At 39.5% G+C, this 25,511-nt stretch carries 24 protein-coding genes; 18 read left to right on the forward strand and 6 right to left on the reverse strand.

What is annotated here, in order from left to right; translation table 11 throughout:
• Positions 1–112: 112 nt before the first annotated feature.
• Entirely contained in the window at positions 113–604 is a 492-nt protein-coding gene (locus tag CSV79_RS09080) for a hypothetical protein (protein WP_099688732.1), read from the reverse strand.
• Between the two features lie 413 nt (positions 605–1,017).
• On the opposite strand from CSV79_RS09080, the gene CSV79_RS09085 reads away from it, so the two are divergent.
• The gene (locus CSV79_RS09085) at positions 1,018–1,635 is read left to right on the forward strand and encodes an NUDIX hydrolase (protein ID WP_099688733.1); all 618 of its coding nucleotides are present in this window, start codon (positions 1,018–1,020) and stop codon (positions 1,633–1,635) included.
• Between the two features lie 224 nt (positions 1,636–1,859).
• On the opposite strand, the gene CSV79_RS09090 is transcribed toward CSV79_RS09085, so the two are convergent.
• Positions 1,860–2,789 carry an urea transporter gene (locus CSV79_RS09090; protein WP_099688734.1) on the reverse strand — a complete coding sequence of 310 codons (930 nt, stop codon included), beginning with the start codon at positions 2,787–2,789 and terminating at the stop codon, positions 1,860–1,862.
• 152 nt (positions 2,790–2,941) lie between these two features.
• Here CSV79_RS09090 and CSV79_RS09095 point away from each other — a divergent pair, with 152 nt between their 5' ends.
• The 11 genes from CSV79_RS09095 (at position 2,942) to CSV79_RS09145 (ending at position 12,949) form a co-directional block, all read left to right on the forward strand.
• On the forward strand, positions 2,942–3,244 hold the full coding sequence (locus CSV79_RS09095) for an urease subunit gamma (protein ID WP_099688735.1): 303 nt from the start codon (positions 2,942–2,944) through the stop codon (positions 3,242–3,244).
• A gap of 14 nt (positions 3,245–3,258) precedes the next feature.
• Entirely contained in the window at positions 3,259–3,582 is a 324-nt protein-coding gene (locus tag CSV79_RS09100; RefSeq protein WP_099688736.1) for an urease subunit beta, read from the forward strand.
• Positions 3,579–5,291: an urease subunit alpha gene (gene ureC / locus CSV79_RS09105; protein ID WP_099688737.1), complete on the forward strand. Its 1,713-nt coding sequence runs from the start codon at positions 3,579–3,581 to the stop codon at positions 5,289–5,291. The genes CSV79_RS09100 and ureC overlap by 4 nt, the downstream gene beginning before the upstream one ends.
• Before the next feature lie 9 nt (positions 5,292–5,300).
• Complete coding sequence (gene ureE / locus CSV79_RS09110; RefSeq protein WP_099688738.1) at positions 5,301–5,756, forward strand: urease accessory protein UreE; 456 nt, start codon at positions 5,301–5,303, stop codon at positions 5,754–5,756.
• The gene (locus CSV79_RS09115; RefSeq protein ID WP_099688739.1) at positions 5,749–6,435 is read left to right on the forward strand and encodes an urease accessory protein UreF; all 687 of its coding nucleotides are present in this window, start codon (positions 5,749–5,751) and stop codon (positions 6,433–6,435) included. Before ureE ends, CSV79_RS09115 begins: the two co-directional genes overlap by 8 nt.
• A gap of 23 nt (positions 6,436–6,458) precedes the next feature.
• Complete coding sequence (gene ureG / locus CSV79_RS09120; RefSeq protein WP_099688740.1) at positions 6,459–7,070, forward strand: urease accessory protein UreG; 612 nt, start codon at positions 6,459–6,461, stop codon at positions 7,068–7,070.
• 1 nt (position 7,071) lies between these two features.
• Positions 7,072–7,896: an urease accessory protein UreD gene (locus CSV79_RS09125; protein WP_099688741.1), complete on the forward strand. Its 825-nt coding sequence runs from the start codon at positions 7,072–7,074 to the stop codon at positions 7,894–7,896.
• A gap of 126 nt (positions 7,897–8,022) precedes the next feature.
• Positions 8,023–9,213 (forward strand): DUF4317 domain-containing protein, encoded by a 1,191-nt coding sequence (locus tag CSV79_RS09130; protein ID WP_099688742.1) that lies wholly within the window; start codon positions 8,023–8,025, stop codon positions 9,211–9,213.
• Between the two features lie 107 nt (positions 9,214–9,320).
• Positions 9,321–9,851 carry an RNA polymerase sigma factor gene (locus tag CSV79_RS09135; protein WP_099688743.1) on the forward strand — a complete coding sequence of 177 codons (531 nt, stop codon included), beginning with the start codon at positions 9,321–9,323 and terminating at the stop codon, positions 9,849–9,851.
• A complete protein-coding gene (locus CSV79_RS09140) occupies positions 9,844–11,100 on the forward strand; it encodes a DUF4179 domain-containing protein (protein WP_099688744.1) in 1,257 nt (418 codons plus the stop codon). The genes CSV79_RS09135 and CSV79_RS09140 overlap by 8 nt, the downstream gene beginning before the upstream one ends.
• A gap of 349 nt (positions 11,101–11,449) precedes the next feature.
• Positions 11,450–12,949, forward strand: a complete 1,500-nt coding sequence (locus CSV79_RS09145; protein ID WP_099688745.1) for a malate:quinone oxidoreductase — start codon at positions 11,450–11,452, stop codon at positions 12,947–12,949.
• 239 nt (positions 12,950–13,188) lie between these two features.
• Here the strand turns inward: CSV79_RS09145 and CSV79_RS09150 are convergent, their stop codons facing one another.
• Positions 13,189–13,725 (reverse strand): ECF transporter S component, encoded by a 537-nt coding sequence (locus CSV79_RS09150; RefSeq protein ID WP_099688746.1) that lies wholly within the window; start codon positions 13,723–13,725, stop codon positions 13,189–13,191.
• A 606-nt stretch (positions 13,726–14,331) separates the two neighbouring features.
• On the opposite strand from CSV79_RS09150, the gene CSV79_RS09155 reads away from it, so the two are divergent.
• From CSV79_RS09155 to CSV79_RS09170, 4 genes are all read left to right on the forward strand, one after another.
• Positions 14,332–14,724 (forward strand): (deoxy)nucleoside triphosphate pyrophosphohydrolase, encoded by a 393-nt coding sequence (locus CSV79_RS09155; RefSeq protein ID WP_099688747.1) that lies wholly within the window; start codon positions 14,332–14,334, stop codon positions 14,722–14,724.
• 15 nt (positions 14,725–14,739) lie between these two features.
• Positions 14,740–17,634 (forward strand): DEAD/DEAH box helicase, encoded by a 2,895-nt coding sequence (locus CSV79_RS09160; protein WP_099688748.1) that lies wholly within the window; start codon positions 14,740–14,742, stop codon positions 17,632–17,634.
• Between the two features lie 195 nt (positions 17,635–17,829).
• A complete protein-coding gene (locus tag CSV79_RS09165) occupies positions 17,830–18,630 on the forward strand; it encodes a YitT family protein (RefSeq protein WP_099688784.1) in 801 nt (266 codons plus the stop codon).
• Positions 18,631–18,768: 138 nt separating this feature from the next.
• On the forward strand, positions 18,769–20,223 hold the full coding sequence (locus CSV79_RS09170; protein ID WP_099688749.1) for a protein adenylyltransferase SelO: 1,455 nt from the start codon (positions 18,769–18,771) through the stop codon (positions 20,221–20,223).
• A 104-nt stretch (positions 20,224–20,327) separates the two neighbouring features.
• On the opposite strand, the gene CSV79_RS09175 is transcribed toward CSV79_RS09170, so the two are convergent.
• Both CSV79_RS09175 and CSV79_RS09180 read right to left on the reverse strand, forming a co-directional pair.
• Complete coding sequence (locus CSV79_RS09175; RefSeq protein WP_099688750.1) at positions 20,328–21,656, reverse strand: TrkH family potassium uptake protein; 1,329 nt, start codon at positions 21,654–21,656, stop codon at positions 20,328–20,330.
• A 175-nt stretch (positions 21,657–21,831) separates the two neighbouring features.
• Entirely contained in the window at positions 21,832–22,353 is a 522-nt protein-coding gene (locus tag CSV79_RS09180; RefSeq protein ID WP_099688751.1) for a hypothetical protein, read from the reverse strand.
• A gap of 303 nt (positions 22,354–22,656) precedes the next feature.
• On the opposite strand from CSV79_RS09180, the gene tnpB reads away from it, so the two are divergent.
• Positions 22,657–23,010 (forward strand): IS66 family insertion sequence element accessory protein TnpB, encoded by a 354-nt coding sequence (gene tnpB / locus CSV79_RS09190; RefSeq protein ID WP_099688753.1) that lies wholly within the window; start codon positions 22,657–22,659, stop codon positions 23,008–23,010.
• A 73-nt stretch (positions 23,011–23,083) separates the two neighbouring features.
• On the forward strand, positions 23,084–24,658 hold the full coding sequence (tnpC, locus tag CSV79_RS09195) for an IS66 family transposase (protein WP_099688754.1): 1,575 nt from the start codon (positions 23,084–23,086) through the stop codon (positions 24,656–24,658).
• A gap of 86 nt (positions 24,659–24,744) precedes the next feature.
• On the opposite strand, the gene CSV79_RS09200 is transcribed toward tnpC, so the two are convergent.
• Entirely contained in the window at positions 24,745–25,500 is a 756-nt protein-coding gene (locus CSV79_RS09200; RefSeq protein WP_099688755.1) for a hypothetical protein, read from the reverse strand.
• Between the last annotated feature and the right edge of the window lie 11 nt (positions 25,501–25,511).

Below are 25,511 nucleotides of genomic sequence, written 5' to 3' on the forward strand. Positions count from 1 at the left end.
CGTTAGAAGATTATTCAATTGGTCGTGTTTCATTGCCTAGGAAATAAAATGGTTTCACGTGGAACGTCGTTATCGTAAACTAATGGAATAAGACGCGCCTCTTTTTACTTAACTATGAGCACATGACAATAATTTGGCTAGGCGTAGTTTGTGCAGGGATGCTTCGAGTCGTAGCACCGTATACGACAATCAAGTTTCTTCTAGCCGGATTTCCCGTGAAGGGCTGCCCATTCTCAAGAGTTATTTTAGTTTGTGGTGATAGATTTAGTTGCAACATCCCATCGCTACTTTCTAATCGTCTGTTAAAATAATCAACTTTCACATTTTGGTAAGGTGAATCTATTGTCATCACTAACGCTCTAAATTGAGGTGGGAATATGAGGGGAACGGGTGCATCTGCATCATAGAAACCCGTTACTCGGTCACCTCTACGGATTACTGCATGATCGACGAAATACGTAGTTGGCTCGGCTACAAAGTTCACTATATCCCCATAGCCATTATCGACTGTAAGTACCTTGTAGCAGCCAACTTCATTGTTTTGACCAATCGAAAAGTCATCAATCATGGTCACGATGCCACTAAAACTAAAAAAATTCATCACGTTACTCCCTTCATTCTTAATTCTTCTATATAATCTATGTTATGTTCTCGCCTTGATGCATCATTCATCTAATAAAAGACTATATAACGTTCATAGAATTCAGGTATAACGTCTAAAAAAAGAAAGGGTGTATTTTCACGGCACACTATTTATTGATTTACAGACACACCAACCACTGGATCTGCTGAATGTTTGTCAGTATGAAGCTGTAGCTGATTGGCTTTCAAACGATCCCCATGTCCAGTTAATCACTAAAGAAGGTACTTAAAGTTATGTGAACGTAGTGGCTACCTTCTCATCTTTAATTTTACAAGTTGAAGTCACTCTAATACTACGGTGACCTTGTTGGAATCTTTAATATTCAGTCATCTAATGATACGATTGATATAAAAAAATAAGGTGGGGGAACTTTCATGGATTTGGATCAACTACAACAAACACTACGTGAAAAGAAATCATTATTCATTGGAGAAGAGACTGCTTTTCGTTCGGCTGTTATGATTCCGCTAGTTGAAGCGGAAGGGGAGTGGCATGTGCTTTTTGAAGTGCGTTCATTTAAAATGAGAAAACAGCCGGGAGACATTAGCTTTCCAGGTGGGCGAATTGATGCGACGGATGCTTCTCCAATGGCGGCTGCTTTACGCGAGACACAAGAAGAACTCGGTATCAACCCGACTACAGTCAAGGTGATAGGTGAGTTAAGTCCGTACATTGCGTCGCCTTCCTTTGTCGTTTATCCATTTGTGGCTGCCATTGATTATCATGAAATCACTCGTAGTTACAACAAAGACGAAGTGGAAGAAGTGTTTACGATTCCGGTGAAGTGGTTGCTGGAACATGAGCCGTATATGCACTTAGTGTCTATTGAAACAGCACCGCCTGCGAACTTCCCGTTTGAAAAAATTATGAATGGTGATCAATACCAGTGGCGTGCACATTCGCTTGAAGAATGGTTTTATGAGTATGGGAACTACACCATTTGGGGATTGACTGCTAGAATTTTGAAGCATTTTATTGCGCTTGTGAAGTGAAAAGAGTATGAATAGGCTACTTTCATTATAGGAGTTTTACAAGATACATGAAATGAGGCTAGGACATAAGTAAAATATCTAGTCTAAATAACAAAAATGAAAGAATTAAAACCGCGTGAAGCCCAGGTTCTTGAAACTTGGCTTCACGCGGTTTTTCATTGTTTTCCATCGAGACTATATCAATACTTCCATTGTGTTAATGAACATATCTAGAGGTTCCCCTTTTACAGAGAAGGCATTACTTTGCGAGCGAATAAAAATAACCATGTACTTAAAACAAACGGCATAGTGAGTGCAGGTAATCCGTATGGAAGTAAAAAGCTATCTAAGCTGGCCGTGAGCAGTACAGAGACAATAGAGGCTATTAAACCAGAAACAGGTATCCATTTCTTTCGGTCAGAAAAAACATCCGAAACAGCAAAAATGGTTAATATTGCATTGTAGCCATACAAACCGGAATTTATTAAAGAATGGCTGCTTCCCAGATAGTAAGCGGTTAGCAATGAAATGACCATGGATATTATTGCTAGTACACCAAGTCGTCTGCTCGCAAAGAATATACCCAGTAGAATGAGCAAACCGCCCCATATATGATCAGCAAAATAAATTTGACCAAAGCTTTTTGTAGCCGCACTTATTAGGTCAACTGGACCCGAGATATCTAGTTCAAAATATGCTAAAACGTTTGGAGTGAGGGAATCGCTTGCTTCAATAAACTTCAGACGATGGGAAGTAGTCAATAAAAACCACGCCAAAATAATGTAAGGGAATGTAAGTGAAGGAACATCAAATGGTTTAGTAATGTGCATGATTGCTGCTGTAAAAATGGAGGCAATTATTGCACTGAAAAGAGCAATTAACCAGCGATTATCTTCAGCTAAAAAAATGGACATCGCTAAACCGGAAAGTGCGGAGTTAAAGCCAAATAGCCCTTGTGCAATTAACTTTTTATCAGCACCACCTATTTGGGCTGTTAGCGTACCAATAAACGAAGAGAGGAAGGCAATAACACTTAAAGGTATGGAGTAAAGAGCAAGACCGATTAGCACGATTAGTCCTGTAATTGCATTTTCAATTAAAAGAACTTGCGAAATTCCTTTTAGTGTAGCAGTAAGAGTTGCAAGTATGTTGTCTCGAGCGTTTCGTCTAGTCATAGTGACCTCCTTCTATTGGTGTGACAAAAGTTAGAAGTATCATATTTTTATAGTCTAAAACAACTGTAAAAAAATTGATATTTAGACGATTATCATATAATATAAGTTAGTAATAAATCAATAAAAAATATCAAATGCGGGGTGGAAATAAAATGCACTTATTACAAAGAGAACAAGAAAAACTGTTAATCGTTGTAGCAGCGGATTTGGCGAAACGCCGTAGAGAGCGTGGGTTATTGTTAAATCATCCAGAAGCAGTTTCGTTAATTACATACGAAGTACTAGAAGGTGCACGTGATGGTAAAACAGTTGCTGAGTTAATGGAGTACGGTGCTACAATTTTATCTGTTGAGGATGTCATGGAAGGTGTAGCCGATATGATTCACGATGTGCAAGTAGAAGCTACGTTTCCCGACGGGGTAAAATTAGTAACTGTACACAATCCAATTAGGTAAGGAGGGGTTATTAAATGATTCCAGGAGAATACATTTTAAAAACGGATGATATTATTTGTAATGAAGGACTTGAAACAATAAAAATTTCTGTTCTAAACAACGGAGATCGACCAGTCCAAGTGGGATCTCATTTTCATTTCTATGAAGTTAATAAAAGTCTTGAATTCGAGCGTGAAGAAACCTTTGGGTATCGCCTAGATATTCCCGCTGGTGCAGCTGTACGCTTTGAACCAGGAGATAAAAAAGAAGTACAGCTAGTCGCATTCACTGGTGAAAGACGCGTATATGGATTAAACAACAAAACTGAAGGATCTTTGGATGGAGGACAAACAGTATGAGTTTTCGCATGACAAGAAGCCAATATGCTGACATGTATGGACCAACTACAGGTGATGCGATTCGCTTAGCGGATACAGACCTATTTATTGAAATTGAAAAAGACTATACTCAGTACGGTGATGAAGTAGTTTTCGGTGGAGGTAAAGTAATTCGTGACGGAATGGGGAGTCATCCACTAGCCGTTCGTGATGAAAATATACCAGATTTGGTCATAACAAATGTCATAGTTTTGGATTATACAGGTATATACAAAGCCGACGTAGCGATCCGTGATGGAAAGATTAGCGCAATCGGAAAAGCAGGAAATCCATTGTTGATGGACGGTGTTAATATTACGATTGGTGCGTCAACTGAAATTATTGCCGGTGAAAGAAAAATCTTAACAGCAGGTGGAATTGATACACACGTTCACTTCATCAATCCTGCGCAAGTAGAAACAGCTCTTAGTGCTGGTTTAACAACGCTTATAGGAGGCGGAACGGGACCTGCTGAAGGGTCTAAAGCAACAACAGTAACACCTGGAGAATGGAATATTCATCGTATGCTTGAGGCGGCAGAAGATCTTCCGATTAATGTTGGTTTCTTAGGAAAAGGACATGCTGCTGCTGCTGAACCACTAGCGGAACAGATTCGTGCTGGTGTAATTGGACTAAAAGTTCACGAGGACTGGGGTGCGACTAGCTCAGCCATTGATTGGTCTTTAAAAATAGCTGACGAGTATGACGTTCAGGTTGCACTACATTCAGATACGTTGAATGAGGGTGGATTTGCTGAAGACACAGCGGCTGCTTTTAAAGACCGTGTCATTCATACCTACCATACAGAAGGAGCAGGGGGAGGGCATGCGCCAGATATCATTAAACTTGCTGCCTATCCGAATGTTTTACCTTCTTCAACTAATCCAACACTTCCCTACACAGTAAATACCATTGACGAACATCTTGATATGCTTATGGTTTGCCATCATTTAAGCCCAGATATCCCTGAAGATGTAGCATTTGCAGACTCTCGGATTCGTGGAGAAACTATTGCAGCAGAAGATATTTTACAAGACATGGGTGTATTCAGTATGACAAGTTCAGACTCCCAAGCGATGGGCCGTATTGGAGAAGTGGTCATGCGGACATGGCAAACAGCCGATAAAATGAAAAAGCAAAGAGGGAAGCTTGAAGGCGACAACGGTGTCGGAGACAATAATCGTATCAAGCGATATGTGGCTAAGTACACAATTAATCCAGCAATCACACACGGAATTTCCGAGTATGTTGGCTCGATTGAAGTGGACAAATTTGCTGACCTTGTACTATGGGATCCACAGTTCTTTGGCGTAAAACCAAATATGATTTTAAAAGGTGGCCAAGTCGTTCAAAGCTTAATGGGAGATGCGAATGCTTCAATCCCAACACCACAACCGATACTATATCGACCAATGTACGGCGGTATGGGAAAAGCAAAGTATAAGAGCTGTATCACTTTCGTTTCAACGGTAGCGTATGAAGAGGGTGTTCATGAAAAATTAGGGCTTCAAAAAACAGTCCTACCTGTTCGTGGTATACGCTCGATAACGAAAAAAGATTTGAAGCTTAACAATGCTATGCCAGAAATTACAGTCGATCCAGAAACATATGAAGTACACGTAGATGGAGAACATCTTACATGTGAGCCAGTAGACGTTGTACCATTAGCGCAACGTTATTTCTTATTTTGAGGTGAAAAAATGATAATTGAGAAAATCGTTGGACATATTGATGAATTAGATGCAAATCTTGTCGCGAAAACACATAAAGAAAAAGTGTTTCTTGAAAGCAGTGATTTACTGAAACGAATTCAACGTGTAAAAACAGATCATGGTCGAGAGATTGGTATTCGATTACGTGACGCGCGTGAATTAGTAGCAGGTGACGTCTTATATATGGATGAAAAAAATATAATTTTAATTGAAGTATTACCAGACGATGTGATCATCATTGAACCGCGTACACTGAATGAAATGGGAACGATAGCTCACCAACTAGGTAATCGCCATTTGCCAGCGCAATTTGAAGACGATAAGATGATCGTTCAATACGATTATTTAGTAGAAGAACTGCTTGTAGAACTAGGCTTGCCATTCGCACGTGAAAATAGAAAAGTCAAGAAAGCATTTCGACATATTGGACATAGTCATGGATAATTATCTACTCTCTTTATTTCAATTATGTGACTCTAATTTACCGACAGGCGCATTTAGTCACTCGTTTGGCTTAGAAACATATATACAGGAAAATAAAGTACATGATAAAGATAGTTTTTCGCAATGGCTTCGTATGTATCTATCAGGACAGCTCATCTATACAGACGGGTTAGCCTGTCGACTTGTTTATGAGGCTTTGGAGCGTAATGATATGGATGCAATCTGGACTCTCGACCGGAAGATAACGATGCAAGCTCTTCCGAGAGAAACTAGAGAAGGTACACATAAAATGGGTGAGCGTATGTTGACCATTGGATATGATCTATATCCATCGCCAACGCTATCTTTATATAAAGAAAAAATAAAAAATGAAGAAGCTTTTGGTCATCCTGCTATTGTCTTTACAGCAATTGCACATCAGTTGCAAGTACCACAAAATGTCATTGTATCAACGTATCTTTATTCTTCTATATCAAGCTTGACCCAAAATGCTGTCCGTGGCATTCCGCTTGGACAAACTGCGGGTCAGTATATTCTGCGTGATATTCAGCAATGGATTACAAAAGCAGTGGAGACAATTGAGACAATGGATGTCGATGATTTTGGAGCTGTGGCACCAGGATTAGAAATCTCTCAAATGAAACATGAACGGGTTCATATCCGTATTTTCATGTCATAATTGCGAAAAGGATGTGTTTTCAAATGGAACCGATCAAAATAGGTGTAGGTGGACCAGTAGGTGCAGGTAAGACTATGCTTGTCGAAAAACTAACGCGCCATATGCAAGATGAAATTAGCATGGCAGCGATTACGAATGATATATATACAAAAGAAGATGCTAAATTCCTAATGAAAAATGGTGTTCTATCGGACGATCGCATTATTGGTGTAGAAACAGGTGGTTGCCCTCATACAGCGATTCGTGAGGATACGTCAATGAATAGTTCAGCGATTGAAGAGTTAAAAAAACGTCACGCCGATCTAGATTTAATTTTTGTGGAGAGTGGTGGCGACAATTTAGCGGCTACATTCAGCCCAGAACTTGTTGATTTCTCAATTTATATTATCGACGTAGCGCAAGGTGAAAAAATCCCGCGTAAAGGTGGACAAGGGATGATCAAGTCAGATCTATTCATTATTAACAAGATAGATCTTGCTCCGTATGTACATGCAAACTTAGATGTCATGGCGTCTGATACAAAAGTATTTCGCGGTGATAAGCCATTCATATTCACAAACTTACAAGATAATACAGGCCTCGATCAAGTTATGGATTGGGTTAGACAGCATGTGTTACTCACTGGGTTGAACTAAGATGAACGAATGGACAGGCGTGTTACGTCTTAGTATGGAGAAAAAACGAAATAAGACTGTAACCAAACAAGTTTATTTCCAAGGTGCATTTAAGATGCTACGTCCTCATTACTTTGATAATACGGGACAAGCTTGTTTTTTCCTTATTAATCCAGGTGGCGGTTATGTGGATGGCGATCGTTATCGAATGGAAATTACACTTGAGGAAGAAGCTGAGCTAATTTTGACGACTCAGTCTGCGACAAAAGTGTATAAAACACCACATACACCCGTTGTTCAAGAGAATATAATTCACTTGAAAAAGGACAGTATTCTTGAATACATTCCAGATGCTCTTATCGCCTATCGAGAGGCTAAGTATAAGCAAAATACTGTCATTCAGATGGAACGAGGAGCAACGCTTTTCTATAGTGATATTTTGACGCCAGGCTGGTCCCCGGATGGTGAATGGTTTCAATATGATTTACTCCAACTGAAAAACGAAATTTATTTAGATGGACAATTAATTTTATTTGATCATTTAAAATTGCAACCGCTAGAAGACGGCGTGGATGGAATTGGCTATTTAGAAGGATATACTCATTTGGGATCTATGATTATCATTAGTGAACAAGTAACTTCCGACGTTGTTCAACGATTGTATGATGAAGTTGAAAAAGACTTTTCAGATTGTAAAGTAGGTCTATCTCTCATGAATGAAGGTGGATTTACCGTGCGAATTTTAGCTCATTCTACACAAAAGATTGAGGAACTGTTAGCTTCTTGCAGTGCGTTTCTTCGCAAAGAGTGGTATGACCGTGCTCCGGTCGCATTAAGAAAGTACTAATCATAAAACAGCTATCCGACTTCAACTATTGCTATACTAAAAGGGTATCGAAAGCTAAGCTTTAGCTTTTGATGCTCTTTTTCATACATACACTAAATTTTACTAGTAAGGGAGTGGAGAATATAAATGAACAAAAATGATATTGCGGATATTCGCAAACGATTTAAATTAGATACAGACTTATTAACGATTACGGATATTTATAACGTCTATATTCGTCAGGAAAGTAATGAAATTTATCATGAAGAAAGCCAAGCTTTTGCTTTGCTGGATCGCGAGCAACAAGAATTGTTTATGACGAATTTTAAGAAGGTGCTTGGTGGAAAACTAGGCGTGAAGTTGTTTGAAGTGAAGTTTGAGCGACAGACCGAGGAACAGACGGATCATGCACAACAATTACTTTATGAAGGTTTGCAAGCTGAAGAAGCGGATCAGTGGAGAGCTGAAATGCAGCATTTGGCACTGAAGATGGTACAAGATGTTCAATATGAAAAAGATCTTGTCGTGACATTTATTCGAGGAAATTATTTCAAGAAGACGAAACGAAGTAGTGAAGAGTCGGAAATTGATGCGCGTGATGAAGTATTTACGACTCCGTTCATTCTTTGCAGTATGAATCAGACGGACTTACCGAAACGTTCCATCGTCTTTGACTTCATCGAGCGGGAGTTTAAATCTAATACAATGTTGGATCCGATTATTAATCTAACGTCACCGATCGGTGGTTTTTTATTCCCTTGTTTCACGGATAATGCAGCTGATGTTAATCATGTTCTGTATGCGGCAGGTAAGGCGAATAAACCTGATTACCAATTCATCGAGAATATATTAAATGGCGAGGAAGTCGTTACCGCGGCTGACGATAAAGCGGTATTCGAAGAAATTGTGAAGCAAGTGGTAGGGGGCGAAGTCGATACGGAAACGCTTGGTAATGTCTACGAAGCAATTTACCGTTTGACAGAAGTAGATGAAGAAGAGGAAGAACCAGAAGAACCACCTGTAATCGACAAATTCCAAGTCGAGCGTGTGTTGAAAATGAGTGGCGTGGATTACGTTGATACAAAAGCTGTAGAAGCGGCGTTCGAAACGGTAGTGGACGATACGACTTACGAAATGAAAGCAAGCCATATTGTGCCAAGCTATACATCGAAGTCAATTAAGATCGAAACAAAGGTTGCAAACATTTCCATTAGCCCACAAGATTTGAAGTATGTAAAACAGGTCAACTACGACGGCAAACAATGTATTTTAATTGAAATTGAAGAAGATACAATTATTGAAGGGTTTAAAGTTATTTCAGAAGATTTGTTAATGTAAAAGACTGCAGATGGACTCTAGTAGCAGAGAGTTTATCTACAGTCTTTTTTTAATAAAGAATGAACTTTTTCTTGAGATGAAGACTCTTATGAATGAGAGGTGAGAACATGACCGTCATTCGGTTAGTGAAACGGGCAAAAAGGGGTAATAAAGACGCTTTGTTGCAGTTAATCAGTGAGCAGCAAGACGACTATTATCAGCTGGCTCTTAAATATATGGGTAACCCACATGATGCGATGGACGCGATGGAAGAAATGATTGTCAGCCTTTATCGCCATATTACGACACTGAAACAGAACGATGCGTTCTATAGTTGGAGTAAAACCATTTTGGTCAATCAATGCAAACAAATGTTACGTAAGAAAGCTCGTGTACAGCTATTAGAAGAATGGGAAACTATTGAGGTACCATCTGACGCAGATCCGATTACACAAAGTGAGCAACGCATAGATATTGAAGAAATGCTGTCTTTTGTCAATGTCTATCAAAGGGAAGCCATCGAATTAAAATACTTCTATGATTTGGATTATCAGACGATAGCAGATATGACAGATGTCTCATTAGGAACGGCAAAGTCCAGAGTATTTACTGGACTGGAAAAGATGCGTAATCGATACAGGGGTGAACGAGATGACTGAAATCGAGCAGAAATTAATGCAAGAAAAAGAGCGTATAGAGGAAACAAAGGCACCGAAAGTATTGCATGAACGTTTGCAGAAAGCGTTGGAAAAGGAATCAAAACGTCGAAAATACTATATGCCACAATGGATAGCGGTAGCAGCGGCTTTAATACTCTTGTCGTTCGTGGGCTATCAATATAATGCATTCGCTTATTACGGAAAAAAAATGCTAGGCTTTGACGAAATTATGCCGGACACATTGGCAAGATTACATGAAGAGGGCAATGGGCAAACGTTGGATCAGAAATATGTGTTTACGAACGGCACAGAACTTCTTTTGGAAGGTATTCTGACAGACGAAAACCAATTTATCCTCTATTACACACTTAGCAATCCTGAAGGTGTAGAAGACGATCTATCGTTTATGCAATTGAAGGGCTTGTTTACACACTCGATTGCTCATACGGGTAGAGCGACTATGAATGAACAAGAGACCGTGCTAAAAGGGATCCGAACTTTTGATCCTGTCAGTACGTTTGCAAAAAAATTGACATTGGAGTTCCAAGGCTTAGATGGCTGGGAGGAAATCACCTTCCCATATGATCCTCGTGCTGCAATGCAAACCGTACTAAAGCAGTCTATTAACGAGAAAGTTCTTGTTGATACAGGAACGATTCAATTTGATACAATTATTGCAACCCCAAGCCAAACAACTATTAAAGGAAAGTTCAAGGTGGATAACTATGATCGCATACCACTTGGATTTAGTGGGGTGAAGTTATTGGCTAACGGTGTGGAGATTGATCAAATGAGTAGTGGTACATCATCCGCAATCAACGGTACAACGTTCACAATTGGCTATGATGCATTGCCGAAAGATGTTACTTCACTCCAATTGGTAGTCGATGCATTCATTGGGTATAAACAAATAGATCAAACAATCACTTTAGATAAAGAACAAACCATTGCCTTCATGGATGGCGAAGAATTGATTGTAAATCATGCGGAGATTACTGAAGAAGGTGTACGGCTGACCATCGCTACTGCCGAAAACATCCTACTAGATGGCGTAAGCTTACAAGTTGAAGACCAAAAGATACCATTGCAAACGACTTTACGCCAGGACTACATCACTATACATGGCAAAGAATATAAAGAGCGTGTTATTCTATTTGATGGGGAAAAGCTACCAGAAGCCCTAGTGATTAATGGTCATTACTACGCAAAGAACTATGATGAAGTCATAGACATACCCATTCGGAAATAGTTCTGAATCTAATGGGAATCTTAGTCGGCTGAAACAATCTTTGAAGTCAACTCAATGACATATGAATGTAGAATTAAATTAGTAAATTAGTGAAGGTAGTGTGACAACAGGGGGAATGTCACAAAAACAACATTATGCATCAAAGTTACGACATTTTTCCATCTGAATCCTTACAAATAAACAACTCCCTTTAATACTAGGTATATTTGTTGTATACTAAAAAAGATGTTAGTAGAAGTATGGTCAACTGAGACAGAAAAGATTGCTCCTAGTTTGCGCCATGTTTGCTGTGACGACTTATTTAGGAACATTTACGTTTCTGTAAATTTCACATATAAGGAAGGTCAAAATGAGTAATATACAAACTAAATCAGATGTTATCTTAATTGGTGCCGGAATTATGAGCGCAACGTTGGGAACAATGCTGAAAGAACTGGCACCTGATTGGAAAATCTCATTGTTCGAGAAGCTAGACAAAGCAGGAGAAGAAAGTTCACACGAGCTTAACAATGCCGGAACTGGACACGCAGCGTTATGTGAACTGAACTATACTTCTGAAAAAGCAGATGGTTCAATTGACATTACTAAAGCTACAAAGGTAAATGAACAATTTCAATTATCTATGCAGTTTTGGTCTCATCTAGTTGAAAAGAAATTAATAGAAAATCCAAGTCAGTTCATTATGCCACTCCCACATATGAGCTTAGTTCAAGGCGAGGAAAACGTGAGATACTTGAAAAAGCGCTTTGAAGCAATGATAGCGAATCCGCTGTTCGAAGGAATGGAATATTCCGATGACGCGGAAAAACTAAAAGAGTGGATTCCGCTAATCATGAAAGACCGTCAGTTGGGTGAAGCGATTGCAGCAACTAAAATCGATTCAGGAACAGACGTAAACTTTGGTGCATTGACTCGCATGCTAATTGAGCATATGCAAAAGTCAAATATTGAAATCAACTACGGCCATCAAGTAGAGGATATCAAACGCACAAGTGATGGCGAATGGGAATTAAAAATAAAGAATAATAAAGACGGTAAGCTCGAATATCATAAAGCGAAATTTGTTTTCATTGGTGGTGGTGGCGGAAGTCTTCCATTACTACAAAAAACAGGTATTCCTGAAAGTAAGCATATTGGTGGATTCCCGATCAGTGGTATTTTCATGATCTGTAAAAATCCAGATGTTATTGCAAAACACCATGCAAAAGTTTACGGAAAAGCTAAAGTCGGTGCGCCGCCAATGTCGGTTCCACACTTAGACACACGCTATATCGATAATGAAAAATCCTTGTTATTTGGACCGTTTGCAGGCTTCTCTCCAAAGTTCTTGAAAACGGGTTCAATGTTTGATTTGATCAGCACGGTAAAACCAAATAACTTAACAACTATGCTTGCATGTGGTGCAAAAAACATGTCATTGACTAAATACTTAATAGAGCAAGTTGTACAAACGAAAGAGCAGCGCATGGACGAACTTCGCGATTTCATTCCCGATGCAAAAAGCGAAGATTGGGAACTATGGACAGCCGGTCAACGTGTACAAGTTATTAAAGATACTGCGAACGGCAAAGGTACACTTCAGTTCGGTACTGAATTAGTAACGGATGCAGACGGTTCAATTGCAGCATTATTAGGCGCTTCTCCGGGTGCTTCTACAGCCGTTGCGGTTATGTTGGACTTGTTGAATAAATGTTTCCCAGAGCAAGTAAACGACTGGGAACCGAAATTGAAAGAAATGATTCCTTCTTACGGCAAGCAGTTAGCAGACAATCCTGAGCTTCTTAAAGAAGTTCATGCTTCAACAGCTAATACGCTTGAATTGGTTGAAAAAGAAATCGTTCATAGTTAATTAGCAAATCAAAAGCTCTGTTACGATTCATATTGTAACAGAGCTTTTTTGATGATTTATTCTACTGGTTTTAAATATGGTGAGTGGAATTTCCATCCCTGTAGCTCCAATCTCGGATCACTCGGATCTTTTCTTCCGACGCTTTATTGTACTATTCCTTGTGACACGCGTCATCTATCGCAAGAAAATGGTTGATTGAAATAAAGAGCACCAGCGCTGACTTGCACTGGTGCTCTGACTTATTTAAACATAGAAGTTTTCTTCAGCATCGCGCAAACCGGAATGGCAATGGCGATACCTACTGCACATTGAATAAGGTCACCTGGGATGGAGGCGAGCGGGATAATCAAGCTGTTGTAAAGAATGCTTTCACCAATGTAATAGCCCGCAATGGTAAATGGAATTGAAACTAGCATTGCCAGTAAGTTGAACTTGAAACTTGTTCCTTTCCGGCCATTCGACCAGGCAATCTTTCCTACAATATAGCCTTGCAATCCGCGGGTTATGATAGTGATTGGTGCCCATAACGCCCAGCCGCTGACAAGATCAAACAAACCCATTCCAACTGCCCCTGCAATCATCCCTTTCTTAGGGCCGAATAAAATAGATACAATAAATAACATTGATGTACCAAGGTGGATCAGTCCGCCATTTCCTAGCGGGAGCTTAATATTAAGTAAAAGTGTTGCGACAAACACGAGTGAAGCAAGCATTGAAGTCAGTATTAAGTCGAACGTCTTTGTCCGTTGAGCCGTATAGTGATGTGTCTTTTGCATTGTCTAAACCTTCCTGACATTGTGGGATTTGTAGGTTTAGAATATAGTGAATCTGGTATTTTTGAAAGCATCAATTTCTAATAATATTTAGGGGTCAGTTATTATATCATTTAATACAAAGGTATAAAAAAATTGCGTATATAGTATTGTGCCGCGATGCAATAATTTAATTAATTCTGACGGCAAAGCTAATTTAAATACATCACGATAAGTTTTTGTAGTAGTATGGATAGGGTACAGTATGATAACATGTGCTAATCTTGAATAATTATTTAACGCAAAGGAAAGAAGGCCGTGGCTTTCTCCTTTGCGCTTTTTTATTATCGTCGTTTCCCAAATGGGTAAAATATTGTCGAGAACACTGACTGTCACCGTGAGGATATAGGTGGTGGAAATATAAGTATTCAAGTAAACAAACCGGTTTAGCTGTTTTAAAGCTTAATCCCTTTTACTGAAATTCTATTAGTGCAGTTATTAAATATTCCTACTTTACAATAAGTTGCAATGTTTTCTAGGTATTCAGTGGAAAACTATCGATGCTGCTTTATTTCCAGAGGGTGGTATAATGGATCCAAAATGGTTAATCATGAAATGGAGGTTAAGTATATGAAGAAAAGTGTACATGTAGTAGGGGCTGTGATTGAAAATGATAAGGGAGAAATCTTATCCGCTCTTCGTAGTCCAAAGATGACGCTTCCTAACTATTGGGAGTTTCCGGGGGGCAAGATTGAACAAGGAGAAACGCCAGAGAAGGCTCTTCAACGTGAAATACAAGAAGAACTAGAATGTGTGATTCGTGTGCAAGATGCAGTGGAAGATACTACATATGAATATGAAAAAGTGATTGTTCGTTTAGAGACGTTTATGGCGACGATTGTCGAGGGGACCCCTATCGCTACGGAACATGCGGAATTACGATGGATCCCTAGAGAACAATTAGCTGAATTGGATTGGGCACCTGCTGATATTCCAGCGATCGAGAAGCTGGTTAAACGATAGAAGGGCGGGTATGGAATGGGAGATTTTATTCGACAATTAGAGGCGTCATTACATAAGGGGTTTGTAGATAAAGCGGGCGCGACTAGTGGTAGTTATAAGCCTGAATTACTAGTGAATAGTTCAATACAAAATAAAACTGTACTATCGTCTATTCAGGATGAACTTCGACATTGCGAGCAGTTTTTCTTTTCTGTTGCATTTATAACAGAAAGTGGTCTAGCTACACTAAAATCATTATTCTATGATTTACATCAACGGGGTGTAACGGGGAGAATTATTACGTCCACCTATCTTTATTTTAATCAACCAAAGGTATTTCGTGAACTACTTAAAATTCCTAACGTTGAAGTTCGACTGACACAAAAAGAAGGTTTTCATTCGAAAGGTTATATATTTCAGCAAGCAGATCAGTATTCATTAATTGTGGGGAGTTCCAACTTAACGGCGCATGCTTTACAAGTGAACTATGAGTGGAACGTCAAATTAACATCTCATAGCAACGGGGAAATTGTCTACCATTTCAAAGACCAGTTTGAAGAAGTGTGGAGTGATGCCAATATACTGACAGAGACTTGGATTGCGCAGTACGAAGTCGGTTATCAAGCCAATGCAGAGCGTACGATGGCTAGTCAAGTGCTGGAACATCCCTCAGCCTACCAAACGAATGCTATTGAAAGAGCCCTGGAAGTTACCCCAAATAAAATGCAGCAGGCGGCACTATCTAAAATAGACGCTGTACGTGAGAAAGGTCATGACAAAGGCTTGGTCATTTCTGCAACGGGTACAGGTAAAACCTATTTATCTGCTTTTGATGTACGGAGAGTCGCACCTGAGCGAATGCTTTTCATCGTACATCGTGAACAAATCTTGAAAAAAGCTAAGGAAGACTTTAAACGGGTTCTAGGCGGGATTGAAGAAGATTTCGGGTTGTATGTCGGTTCAAATCGACAAGCGGATAAAAGGTATGTATTTGCAAGTATCCAAACATTATCAAAGCCAGGTAATCTTGAAGAATTCGACCCAAAAGCTTTTGATTATATATTAATTGATGAAGTACATAAAGCGGGAGCCGCTAGCTATTTAAGAGTAATCAATCATTTCCAACCGAAGTTTTTACTAGGAATGACTGCTACACCTGAACGGACAGATGACTTTAATATTTATGAGCTATTTGATTATAATATTGCTTATGAAATTCGCTTACAAGAAGCATTGGAAGAAGACATGCTTTGTCCGTTCCACTATTTTGGCGTAACAGACTTTGAAATGGATGGCGAGTTGATAGGTGACCATACGGTACTCTCCAAATTAGTAACGAGTGAACGTGTAGGGCATATCATTGATAAAATTACGTACTATAGTCATGCGGGAGACAAAGTGAAAGGACTTATGTTTTGTAGTCGAAAAGAAGAAGCTCGGATGTTGTCTGAAGAGCTAAATATGCGTGGCTATAAAACGGTCGCTTTGACTGGTGATGATTCAAACGAAGAGCGTATGACTAGAGTGCAACAGTTGGAAAATGGGGAATTAGAGTATATCTTAACAGTCGATATTTTTAACGAAGGCATTGATATTCCTAGTATTAATCAAGTGGTGATGTTAAGGCAGACTCAGTCTAGCATTATCTTTATTCAACAATTGGGTCGTGGATTACGAAAGTATGCAGGAAAACCATTCGTAACTGTGATCGATTTTATCGGTAACTATGCGAATAACTATTTGATTCCTATAGCATTGTCGGGTGACCGATCGATGAATAAAGACAATGTTCGTCGATATACGAAGGATACTAGTTATATTAAAGGCATCTCGACTATAAACTTTGAAGATATTGCTCAAAAGCGGATCTTTAGCGCAATTAGCAGTAGTAATCTGACATCCTTGAAAGTCTTGCGTGATGCATATCGGGATTTGAAAAATAAATTAGGCAGAGTTCCTTATCTATATGACTTTGTAGAACAGCATTCTATTGATCCGGTCGTTATTGTAGAAAAGCACAATAACTATTTCAATTTCCTATTGCGGTTGAAAGAAGAAACACCAATGATCACACCTTATGAAAGCCAAGTATTGACGATGTTCTCGTTAGAGTTGATGAATGGTAAACGAGTGCATGAAATCGTGCTAGCAGAGTTATTAATAGCTAAGGGAAGTGTACATGTGGACGAGTTCATAGAACAACTCCAGTTACGCGGGTGTCATGTAGATTCGGATACGATTGCATCTGTACGACGTATATATGATTTGTCATTTTATACACAAAATGCACGAAAAAAATATGGTGACAATGCTATTATTAATATGGATAGTAATAAAGTATTTACATTTAATGATTCGATTCGACGAAGTCTAGACAATGATTCTTATGCAGCATTTTTACTAACTGATATTTTATGTTGTGCGCGTGAAAAGGCGAAGAATTATGATTGTGCACAACCACTGACATTGCATGCAAAGTATTCACGTAAAGATGTATGCAAGTTGCTAAACTGGCAAGCAGACGAGAGTTCCACGATGTACGGCTATAAAACGAAACATGGTACATGTCCTGTCTTCGTTACGTATCATAAGCACGGTGAAGTAGAGTCGAGTGTAGATTATGGTGATAAATTCATTAACCCGGAGTTATTCAAGTGGTATACACGTAGCAATCGCACACTTCAATCCAAAGAAGTACAAACAATTATTCGTGCCAAGCAACAAAATATTGATATTCATCTATTTGTAAAGAAAGATGATGACGAGGGCACGGATTTCTATTACTTGGGTAAGGGATTCCCAGACCAACAAAGTGTAGCTGAAGATCGTATGCTCGACAGTAAAGGCAAGAGATTGCCTGTTGTTCATATGAATATGCTGATGGAGCATGCAGTTGAAAGTAAATTGTATGATTATTTAATAGAAGCTTAAAACCCGTGAGATTGCGTAGTTGCATTCTCACGGGTTTTGCATATTAAAACGGGGAATTGGTAGGGGATCAAGAAATGATGTCAATCTACGAAATATGATGTAAAATGACAAAGGCGCGTCTACTAAGAAAGGACGGAATTTCACGTGAAGATCCAGACAACGAAGAGAAAGTTACTTATAGAGTATAGTTGGGTTATGATTGGCTCAATATTTGTGGGCTTAGCCTTTAATATATTTTTCTTACCTGCTAGGCTTGCAGCAGGTGGTGTATCGGGAATTAGTACAATTTTGTATGAACTGTATGGATTTGAACCAGCGTTTATACAATGGCTAATTAATATCCCGGTTTTTTTCCTTGGATTCGCATTGCTTGGAAAAGAGTTTAGCCTCAAAACATTAGTAGGTACATTTTTTGTACCATTTACTATTTGGGCGAGTGCTGATATCCCGTTTACGATAGATAATCCGCTGTTATCAGCAATCTATGGGGGGATACTACTAGGAGTGGGGCTCGGTATTGTTTATCGTGGGAACGGCTCTACGGGAGGTCTCGCAACGGTTGCGCAAATTGTTAAGAAATATTCGGGTTTGTCTAGTGGCTATGCCCAACTACTCGTCGATGGTATGGTTGTCGTCGCTTCCGCGGTAGTGTTCAATCTTGAATTAGCCCTTTTTGCGATGATGGCCATTTTTGTAACGAGTAAAGTAATCGACTTTGTGCAATTACAAACATCTCCTTCAAAACTGGTACTAATTATTACTGAACAGGAAGAAAGAATTCAGACGATTATTAAGGAAGAAATTGATCGAGGGCTGACAAAAGTTCGATCGGTTGGCGGTTTTTCTAATCAAGAGAAAACAATGATTTTATGTGTAGTAGAGCAACAAGAAGCAATTTATTTGAAAAGAGTACTACAGGAAGAAGAGCCGCATTCATTTGTCGTATTTTTAAATGCATCTGAAATTTTGGGGAAGGGCTTTTCACTTGCTAAATAAGTGCTAAAAGTCATAGAAAAGCCACGGTTCATACTTTATCAGTAGTACTTGCCTTTTGCCATGAATAGACATCTACTTCGGTATCAAGGGGCATAGAAATAGGCATAATGTTTATTATATGAAATGAAAGGAGAACGTATGAAAAATAAAAACCCGATAGGTTGGAATGTAGAATGTAGCTTCCGTGAGTTACCAGAAGTTTTTTATACTGTGGTAAGACCGAATATTGTTAGTTCTCCACAACTTGTCGTAGTCAATGACAAGCTTGCAATTTCGCTTGGTCTGGATGCTAAGCAATTGAAGTCAACAGAATTTGCCGCTGTATTTGCAGGCAATGAACGCTTAGAAGGGCTGGAGCCAATTGCGCAAGCTTATGCGGGTCATCAATTCGGTAATTTTACAATGCTCGGTGACGGACGCGCAATGCTTCTTGGTGAGCAGGTTACTAAAGAAGGGAACCGAGTGGACATTCAGCTGAAAGGTTCTGGAAGGACTCCTTATTCGCGTGGAGGAGACGGTCGTGCGGCGCTTGGGCCGATGTTGCGCGAATATATCATTAGTGAAGCAATGCATGGACTTGGTATTCCGACTACACGTAGTTTGGCTGTGGCTGTGACGGGTGAACCCGTACTGCGAGAAAAACCGTTAACAGGGGCAGTGCTGACAAGAGTAGCATCAAGTCATCTACGTGTAGGCACTTTTCAATACGCTGCTGCGCGTAAAGTCGTTGAAGACTTGCAGGCATTGGCTGATTATGCGATCAAGCGTCATACGCCAAAATCTGCTGCTGAAGAACAATCTTATTTATCGTTGTTGGAAGAAGTAATCGCGCGTCAAGCTTCGCTCATTGCGAAGTGGCAGTTGGTAGGGTTCATCCATGGCGTAATGAATACTGACAATATGACGATTAGCGGTGAAACGATTGATTATGGCCCGTGTGCATTTATGGATAGCTATGATCCAGCGACGGTCTTTAGCTCAATTGATGTGCAAGGAAGATATTCTTATCGTAATCAGCCAGGTATCGCGGAATGGAATTTGACTCGATTCGCTGAAACACTTTTACCATTATTGCATGAAGATAAGGACGAGGCTGTGAAACTCGCGGAGAGTAAGCTTTCTGAATTTGCCAGGTTGTATGTAACTGAATGGATGAGTGGGATGCGCGCGAAACTTGGTCTATTCAATGAAGAAGAACAAGATGAAACGTTAGTGAAGGATTTACTGGACATTATGAAAGATCAGCAGGCAGATTATACAAATACGTTCCGTTCATTGACATTAGGACAAGCGGAGAACATATTCAGTACTGCTGACTTTATGGAATGGAAAGAACGTTGGGCCGCTAGATTAAAACGTCAGCCGAATGATAAAGAAGCGGTAGAGAAGCTGATGAAACAGCATAATCCTTCCGTTATTCCAAGAAATTATTACGTGGAAGAAGCTTTAGAAGCTGCAGGAAGTGGTAATCTAACACCATTCGTCAAGTTGCTAGACGTACTTGAGAATCCGTATGCGTATACGGTGGAGCAAGAAGAGTATGTGAATCCACCAGAAGACAAGACTTCTTATCAAACGTATTGTGGGACATAAACACAGCCTATTCGACAAATTAGTCGAGTGGGCTGTTTTTATTAGATCTATTATACTGTACCAAGCAAAAAAGTGTCTGTTTGTCTCAGACACTTCATCTTTAATCATCCTGTATGCACGTGGTCGTATGAATAATGATACGACTCTTTTTTGGTACGGATTAATAGAAAGAATAATGTTAAGGGGCCGATGCGTCCCAAGAACATTACGAGACAAATAATGATTTCACCGACAGGGCTTAGGTCACTAGTAATGCCTAATGACAGCCCAACGGTTCCGAACGCTGAGACGGTTTCGAAGAGTAGTGGAAGAAAAGGCATTTTTTCTGTCATTGTTAATAAAAATAAAGCGACAAAGATCACGCCTGAGCTTACAGCCGCAACAGCCATGGAACGAAAGATGATTTCTGTTTTAATCGTCCGATTGAACATATGTGGTTCACTAATACCTCTGAAATAAGAAAGAGTAGTTAATAAGATAATGATGAATGTTGTTAGTTTAATACCGGAAGCGGTTGATGCGCTACCTCCTCCGATGAACATCAGCAAAAGGGTAAGTAGTAAGGAGGATTCTTCCATATCACTCATTGCGACCATATTGAAACCAGCTGTTCTTGGGGATACGGATTGGAAGTAAGACGTCCACACTTTATCCAAAAAGCTCAGATCCCCAATGGTTTTATGATTATGGAATTCCATGATAAGCAAAAATAGCGTAGTCATTGCATTCAATATAAGTGTGCCATAAATCATAACTTTTGTATGAAGTGTCCATTGCCGAATCGACTTCTTTTGTATAACATCCATTACTACGACAAAACCGATTCCACCGATGACGAATAATCCGGATAAGATGATAATAACCTCTGGATTACCAGCGAACGGCATGAGATTATCTGGGAACAGGAAAAACCCAGCATTATTAAACGCAGAGACAACATGAAATACACTGTAGTATAAGCCGTCTTTCCATCCAAACTCAGGTACCCAAAAGATTGATAATGCAATAAACGCAATGCCTTCTGTGATAAAAACAAACAGTAGAATTTCACGAAGGAATTTAACGGTACCTCCTATGGACTGGTAACTAAACGTTTCTTGGATGAAGATACGGTTTTTCATACCTACCTTTCTTCCAAGAATGATGAGTATCGCTACGGCGAAAGCCATTAAGCCTACTCCACCAATTTGAATTAGTAGTAGCAGCACGACTTCACCAAATACAGTTAATGTGGAAGAGATATCAAATACACTCAATCCTGTCACGGTTGTAGCGGAAGTAGCTGTGAAAAGGGCATTTACCCAAGTAATCGGTACCTTTGTTGCGAAAGGTAATTTCAGGAGCACTGTACCGATTAAGATGGTGAATAAAAAAGATAAAGCGATTAGAGCGGGTGGAGAAATGTATTTGCGTCTTTTGCGTAGTAGTTTCATGTGTTATTCATCTCCCGCTATTTCAGATTAGCTACCAAAATGTATAGTGAGTATTGATTGGTGTAAAAACAAATAGGTGGATGAAAAAGTTATTCAAACTGGACAAAATATAGTTCTATCGGAAGTATTTCGTGCTACAAAATACGTACGGCTTGATTAGTAGTGGAGTTATTTCTTATCGAAACTTGTCGTCTAATGCGTATAGCTTACTGGGTCTTCCCTTAGAGAAAGCCTTTTCTTCGCCAATCCGTTTCATGATTTTTGCATTTGTTAATGCTAATAATGCTCGTTGTGCATTACGATCACTCATCTTAAGTTCTAATGCTAGTTCTTTTGCCGTGAAACTAGACCAATTCTTTTTCTTAATTACTTGGCGAATCTTATCGAATAGTTGAATATTTATATTCTCTTTTTTTAGACGTGTAAGCAAATGAATATTATGAAATACAGAAGTTTCATCATAATATTCTTTAGGTAAGTCAAGAATTTGTCCTTCATGGTCAATTAAAATAATATCATCAGATTCTCGTTGTGTTATTTGGAGAGCTTTTCTAGCATGCATCTCAGCTTTGAGTGCAGAATCACCAAAACCGATACCACTAGTTATTTTTCTATTCCACGTATGTTCAAGTCGTATAATTACTTCACGAAGAGTGGATAATGTATCGATGATTTCACCACGAGAACTAAAAATCATATATTGACCTTCCCGAAAATTAATAAATGATCCGTAAGCCCCCAATCAAACAACGCATATTCAAACCTAGCATCTCCCTGGTACGATGGTCGTATCAATCTTAGGAGGTGCTTTTCTTATGTCCCATGAAAAATTAACGATAGTCCCCGTAACACTCCAACCTGTTCACGAAGAAAGATTCCAGCACGAAGTTTTGCCTACCTCCGGCAGGTGCACGATCAAAACCAGTTCCGCAGAAATCTCTTTTTATAACGGACTGGAAGATCGCATCATCCAAACCGTCATAAGGGAGTTGAAACATCTATGAAACAGGATTATACCAGCGTGAAAAATATCTATATCGTGTGTGGGAAAACGGATATGCGTAAAGGGATGGATGGTCTTGCGACCCTCATTCAAGACTCATTTGAGTTGGATCCATACAGTGACTCTATTTTTTTGTTCGCAGGGCGAAGTAAGGATCGGTATAAATGTCTGTACTTTGATGGAGATGGCTTCGCTATGTTATATAAACGATTTGATAGCGGAAAATTGCAGTGGCCGAAAAACGAGCCGGAAGTAAGGAATCTATCACAGCAGGAGCTTCGCTGGCTGTTAGAAGGACTATCGATTCAACAGCCAAAAGCGATTCGCTCTTCTCCACAAGGAAGTTTTTGATTTTCATCTTTCTTTCTGAATTCGGACTCTTTATACTAATAAAAACGACACTGACCGGAAAGTGGTGAATGAAATGTCAAAGGCTTCTACTGAGAATAAAAAACAAGTAGATAAAGTTATTCAACTGTTAGAAGAGCAATTGGCTCATTCGAACCAAAAAAATGAAGAACTGTCTAAACAAATCGAATCGCTTACGCAACAGGTACAACATTTAACCAAGATGTTATTTGGCTCCAAAACGGAGAAGTCCAAGTATCAGACGCCCGATGGGCAAGGATCTTTGTTTGACGATGATTCTTCTTTTACAGAACCTGAGCACACAGGAGAACAAAGCCAAGAGACCCTTACCTATACTGTGGTTCGGAAAAAATCAACAAAAAAAAGAAATGACTCTTTGCGTGATGACGTAGCAGTAGAGGTGATTCATCATCATCCCGAAAACACTTCGTGCGATTGTTGCGAACTTCAAATGACGGAAATCGGAAGTAAAGTAGCCCGTGAAGAGGCAAAATTCATTCCGGCTCGTATGATGAAAGTACAGCACGTAGAGCATACATATGAATGCAAGAAATGTAAACAAGACATCTCCCAGCCCACACAAATGAAAAGGGGGAAAGCACCTCATTCACCTATCCAGCGTAGTCTCGCAGGTCCGAGTGTACTCGCTAAAGTAATCTATGACAAATTCGTACAATATCTCCCGCTTTACCGACAGATAAAGGAGTGGACCCGTCATGGATTGGAAACGAATGATAAAAACCTATCAAACTGGGTCATTCGCGCTGCAGAGAATTGGCTATCGCCAATTTACAATAGACTGAAAGAATGGATGATGTTTAAAAATGTGCTACATGTCGATGAGACTTATGCACAGATTATACGTCGTTCTGATGGGAAGTCTGGCCAAACGAATGCTTATAATTGGGTGTACCGCACGGTACCTAGTCAAGGTCCGATCATCACGCTGTTTCAAAGCTCCTTATCTCGTGGCCGAAACGAGTTAGAAAGTTTTACCCAAAATTATAAGGGAATCATTGTATGTGATGGATACTCTGCCTATGGAAATCTTCCAGGTGTTACATTCGCCAACTGTTGGGCACATGTTCGACGGTATTGGTTAAAAGCGGATAGTAAAAACGGTCGAATTGGCGTTAACTTTTGCGATCAGTTATACCTTTTGGAACGTAAGTTTAAACGCTTCTCACCAAGTAAACGACGTAAATTGCGGATGAAATACTCGAAACCGATTGTCGACGAATTTTTCCGATGGATAGATGCATCGCCTTTCTTCGGTAAAAGCGCAATCGCAAAGGCAGCTGAATATACATTAAAAAGAATGGCCGGTTTACGCGCATTTTTGTCAGACGGTCGAATTGAAATCGACAATAACCCCGCTGAGAATGCCATTCGTCCCAATGTACTCGGTAGAAAAAACTGGATGCATTCCGTTAGTGAGGCTGGCGCTAGAGCAAACGCTATTTGTTTAAGTCTCGCAGAGACGGCCAAAAGCAATGGTATCGACTTCTACGAGTATCTAAAGAAACTGCTGACTGATCTGCCAAATCTGGATAACCTTCAGAATCCTCAGATTCTAGACCAGTATTTACCTTGGTCGAAGCATATCAAATCCACATGCAACACTCCATAATCAGAGCCGCCTATTCGATTTAAAAACTCGCTATAGACGGCTATTTATCATGCGTACCGAAAAGGTGCGTTTTTTATACTTCGGGCTTACAATGATCCATTCATTTCACGACTTAATAATAATAACTCTTCATTTAGTTTTAACGTAGTGAATTGAATATCGTAAGACAACTTCGTTGGATCCTCATATAGTAGATTATCAATATGAATCATGCATACGCCAATTTGAGATTGTTTTAAATAAGAAATTTCTGCATGATTATCAATGGTCTCCAAAGCGTGCTGTATTGCAAGTTTCGTAGTACTAATCCAGTCACAAGGAATTCCCTTTTCCTTTAAAGCATCCATGATATTGGGATAACAAGTCAGAACAGCATCTATTTTACCTGCTTCCCACAAATGTATATGATGCTCATACAACGTCCAGCAATCTACTGCAGCGTCAAAGGTTTCCACAAAAACTTGTTGTACGGACGTATTTAATTGGCTTAGAGATGCATCGGCTATATTTGAATTATTAATAATATCTATACTTAAACGCTCGATTGGTCTTTTTACCTGATGGGTAACATTGAGTAGTGCTTTATAAAAACCCGTTTCCAGTAAAACAATGGAAAAGAACTTGTCTGAAGCTACTCCTGCTCGTGTAGCCAAGTCATAGGGAATGGGGCCTGAAAATAAAAAGTAGTCAAATGCGTCATATTGTGATTTTACGATTTCAATGGTTTCGATAGCGGACTCATAAATGAAAGAGGTGAATGACAGTCGGGAAGGAAAGTCTTTGATTACGCTCTGGATTCGCTCCACAGAAACAATGGGGCCTATAATTGCTACCTTGAACATCTAATACCTCC

The organism is Sporosarcina sp. P13 (genome assembly GCF_002743055.1).
Lineage (GTDB): Bacteria > Bacillota > Bacilli > Bacillales_A > Planococcaceae > Sporosarcina.

What these genes read in the sequence shown, in the direction of transcription:
- CSV79_RS09130 (WP_099688742.1), top strand. Translation starts at nt 8,023, where the DNA reads ATGAACAAAAATGATATTGCGGATATTCGCAAACGATTTAAATTAGAT.
- CSV79_RS09200 (WP_099688755.1), bottom strand. Translation starts at nt 25,500, where the DNA reads ATGTTCAAGGTAGCAATTATAGGCCCCATTGTTTCTGTGGAGCGAATC.
- CSV79_RS09175 (WP_099688750.1), bottom strand. Translation starts at nt 21,656, where the DNA reads ATGAAACTACTACGCAAAAGACGCAAATACATTTCTCCACCCGCTCTA.
- ureE (WP_099688738.1), top strand. Translation starts at nt 5,301, where the DNA reads ATGATAATTGAGAAAATCGTTGGACATATTGATGAATTAGATGCAAAT.
- CSV79_RS09150 (WP_099688746.1), bottom strand. Translation starts at nt 13,725, where the DNA reads ATGCAAAAGACACATCACTATACGGCTCAACGGACAAAGACGTTCGAC.
- CSV79_RS09125 (WP_099688741.1), top strand. Translation starts at nt 7,072, where the DNA reads ATGAACGAATGGACAGGCGTGTTACGTCTTAGTATGGAGAAAAAACGA.
- CSV79_RS09155 (WP_099688747.1), top strand. Translation starts at nt 14,332, where the DNA reads ATGAAGAAAAGTGTACATGTAGTAGGGGCTGTGATTGAAAATGATAAG.
- CSV79_RS09090 (WP_099688734.1), bottom strand. Translation starts at nt 2,789, where the DNA reads ATGACTAGACGAAACGCTCGAGACAACATACTTGCAACTCTTACTGCT.
- CSV79_RS09180 (WP_099688751.1), bottom strand. Translation starts at nt 22,353, where the DNA reads ATGATTTTTAGTTCTCGTGGTGAAATCATCGATACATTATCCACTCTT.
- CSV79_RS09085 (WP_099688733.1), top strand. Translation starts at nt 1,018, where the DNA reads ATGGATTTGGATCAACTACAACAAACACTACGTGAAAAGAAATCATTA.
- CSV79_RS09095 (WP_099688735.1), top strand. Translation starts at nt 2,942, where the DNA reads ATGCACTTATTACAAAGAGAACAAGAAAAACTGTTAATCGTTGTAGCA.
- CSV79_RS09100 (WP_099688736.1), top strand. Translation starts at nt 3,259, where the DNA reads ATGATTCCAGGAGAATACATTTTAAAAACGGATGATATTATTTGTAAT.
- CSV79_RS09145 (WP_099688745.1), top strand. Translation starts at nt 11,450, where the DNA reads ATGAGTAATATACAAACTAAATCAGATGTTATCTTAATTGGTGCCGGA.
- CSV79_RS09135 (WP_099688743.1), top strand. Translation starts at nt 9,321, where the DNA reads ATGACCGTCATTCGGTTAGTGAAACGGGCAAAAAGGGGTAATAAAGAC.
- CSV79_RS09165 (WP_099688784.1), top strand. Translation starts at nt 17,830, where the DNA reads ATGATTGGCTCAATATTTGTGGGCTTAGCCTTTAATATATTTTTCTTA.
- CSV79_RS09140 (WP_099688744.1), top strand. Translation starts at nt 9,844, where the DNA reads ATGACTGAAATCGAGCAGAAATTAATGCAAGAAAAAGAGCGTATAGAG.
- CSV79_RS09115 (WP_099688739.1), top strand. Translation starts at nt 5,749, where the DNA reads ATGGATAATTATCTACTCTCTTTATTTCAATTATGTGACTCTAATTTA.
- tnpB (WP_099688753.1), top strand. Translation starts at nt 22,657, where the DNA reads ATGAAACAGGATTATACCAGCGTGAAAAATATCTATATCGTGTGTGGG.
- ureC (WP_099688737.1), top strand. Translation starts at nt 3,579, where the DNA reads ATGAGTTTTCGCATGACAAGAAGCCAATATGCTGACATGTATGGACCA.
- tnpC (WP_099688754.1), top strand. Translation starts at nt 23,084, where the DNA reads ATGTCAAAGGCTTCTACTGAGAATAAAAAACAAGTAGATAAAGTTATT.
- ureG (WP_099688740.1), top strand. Translation starts at nt 6,459, where the DNA reads ATGGAACCGATCAAAATAGGTGTAGGTGGACCAGTAGGTGCAGGTAAG.
- CSV79_RS09160 (WP_099688748.1), top strand. Translation starts at nt 14,740, where the DNA reads ATGGGAGATTTTATTCGACAATTAGAGGCGTCATTACATAAGGGGTTT.
- CSV79_RS09170 (WP_099688749.1), top strand. Translation starts at nt 18,769, where the DNA reads ATGAAAAATAAAAACCCGATAGGTTGGAATGTAGAATGTAGCTTCCGT.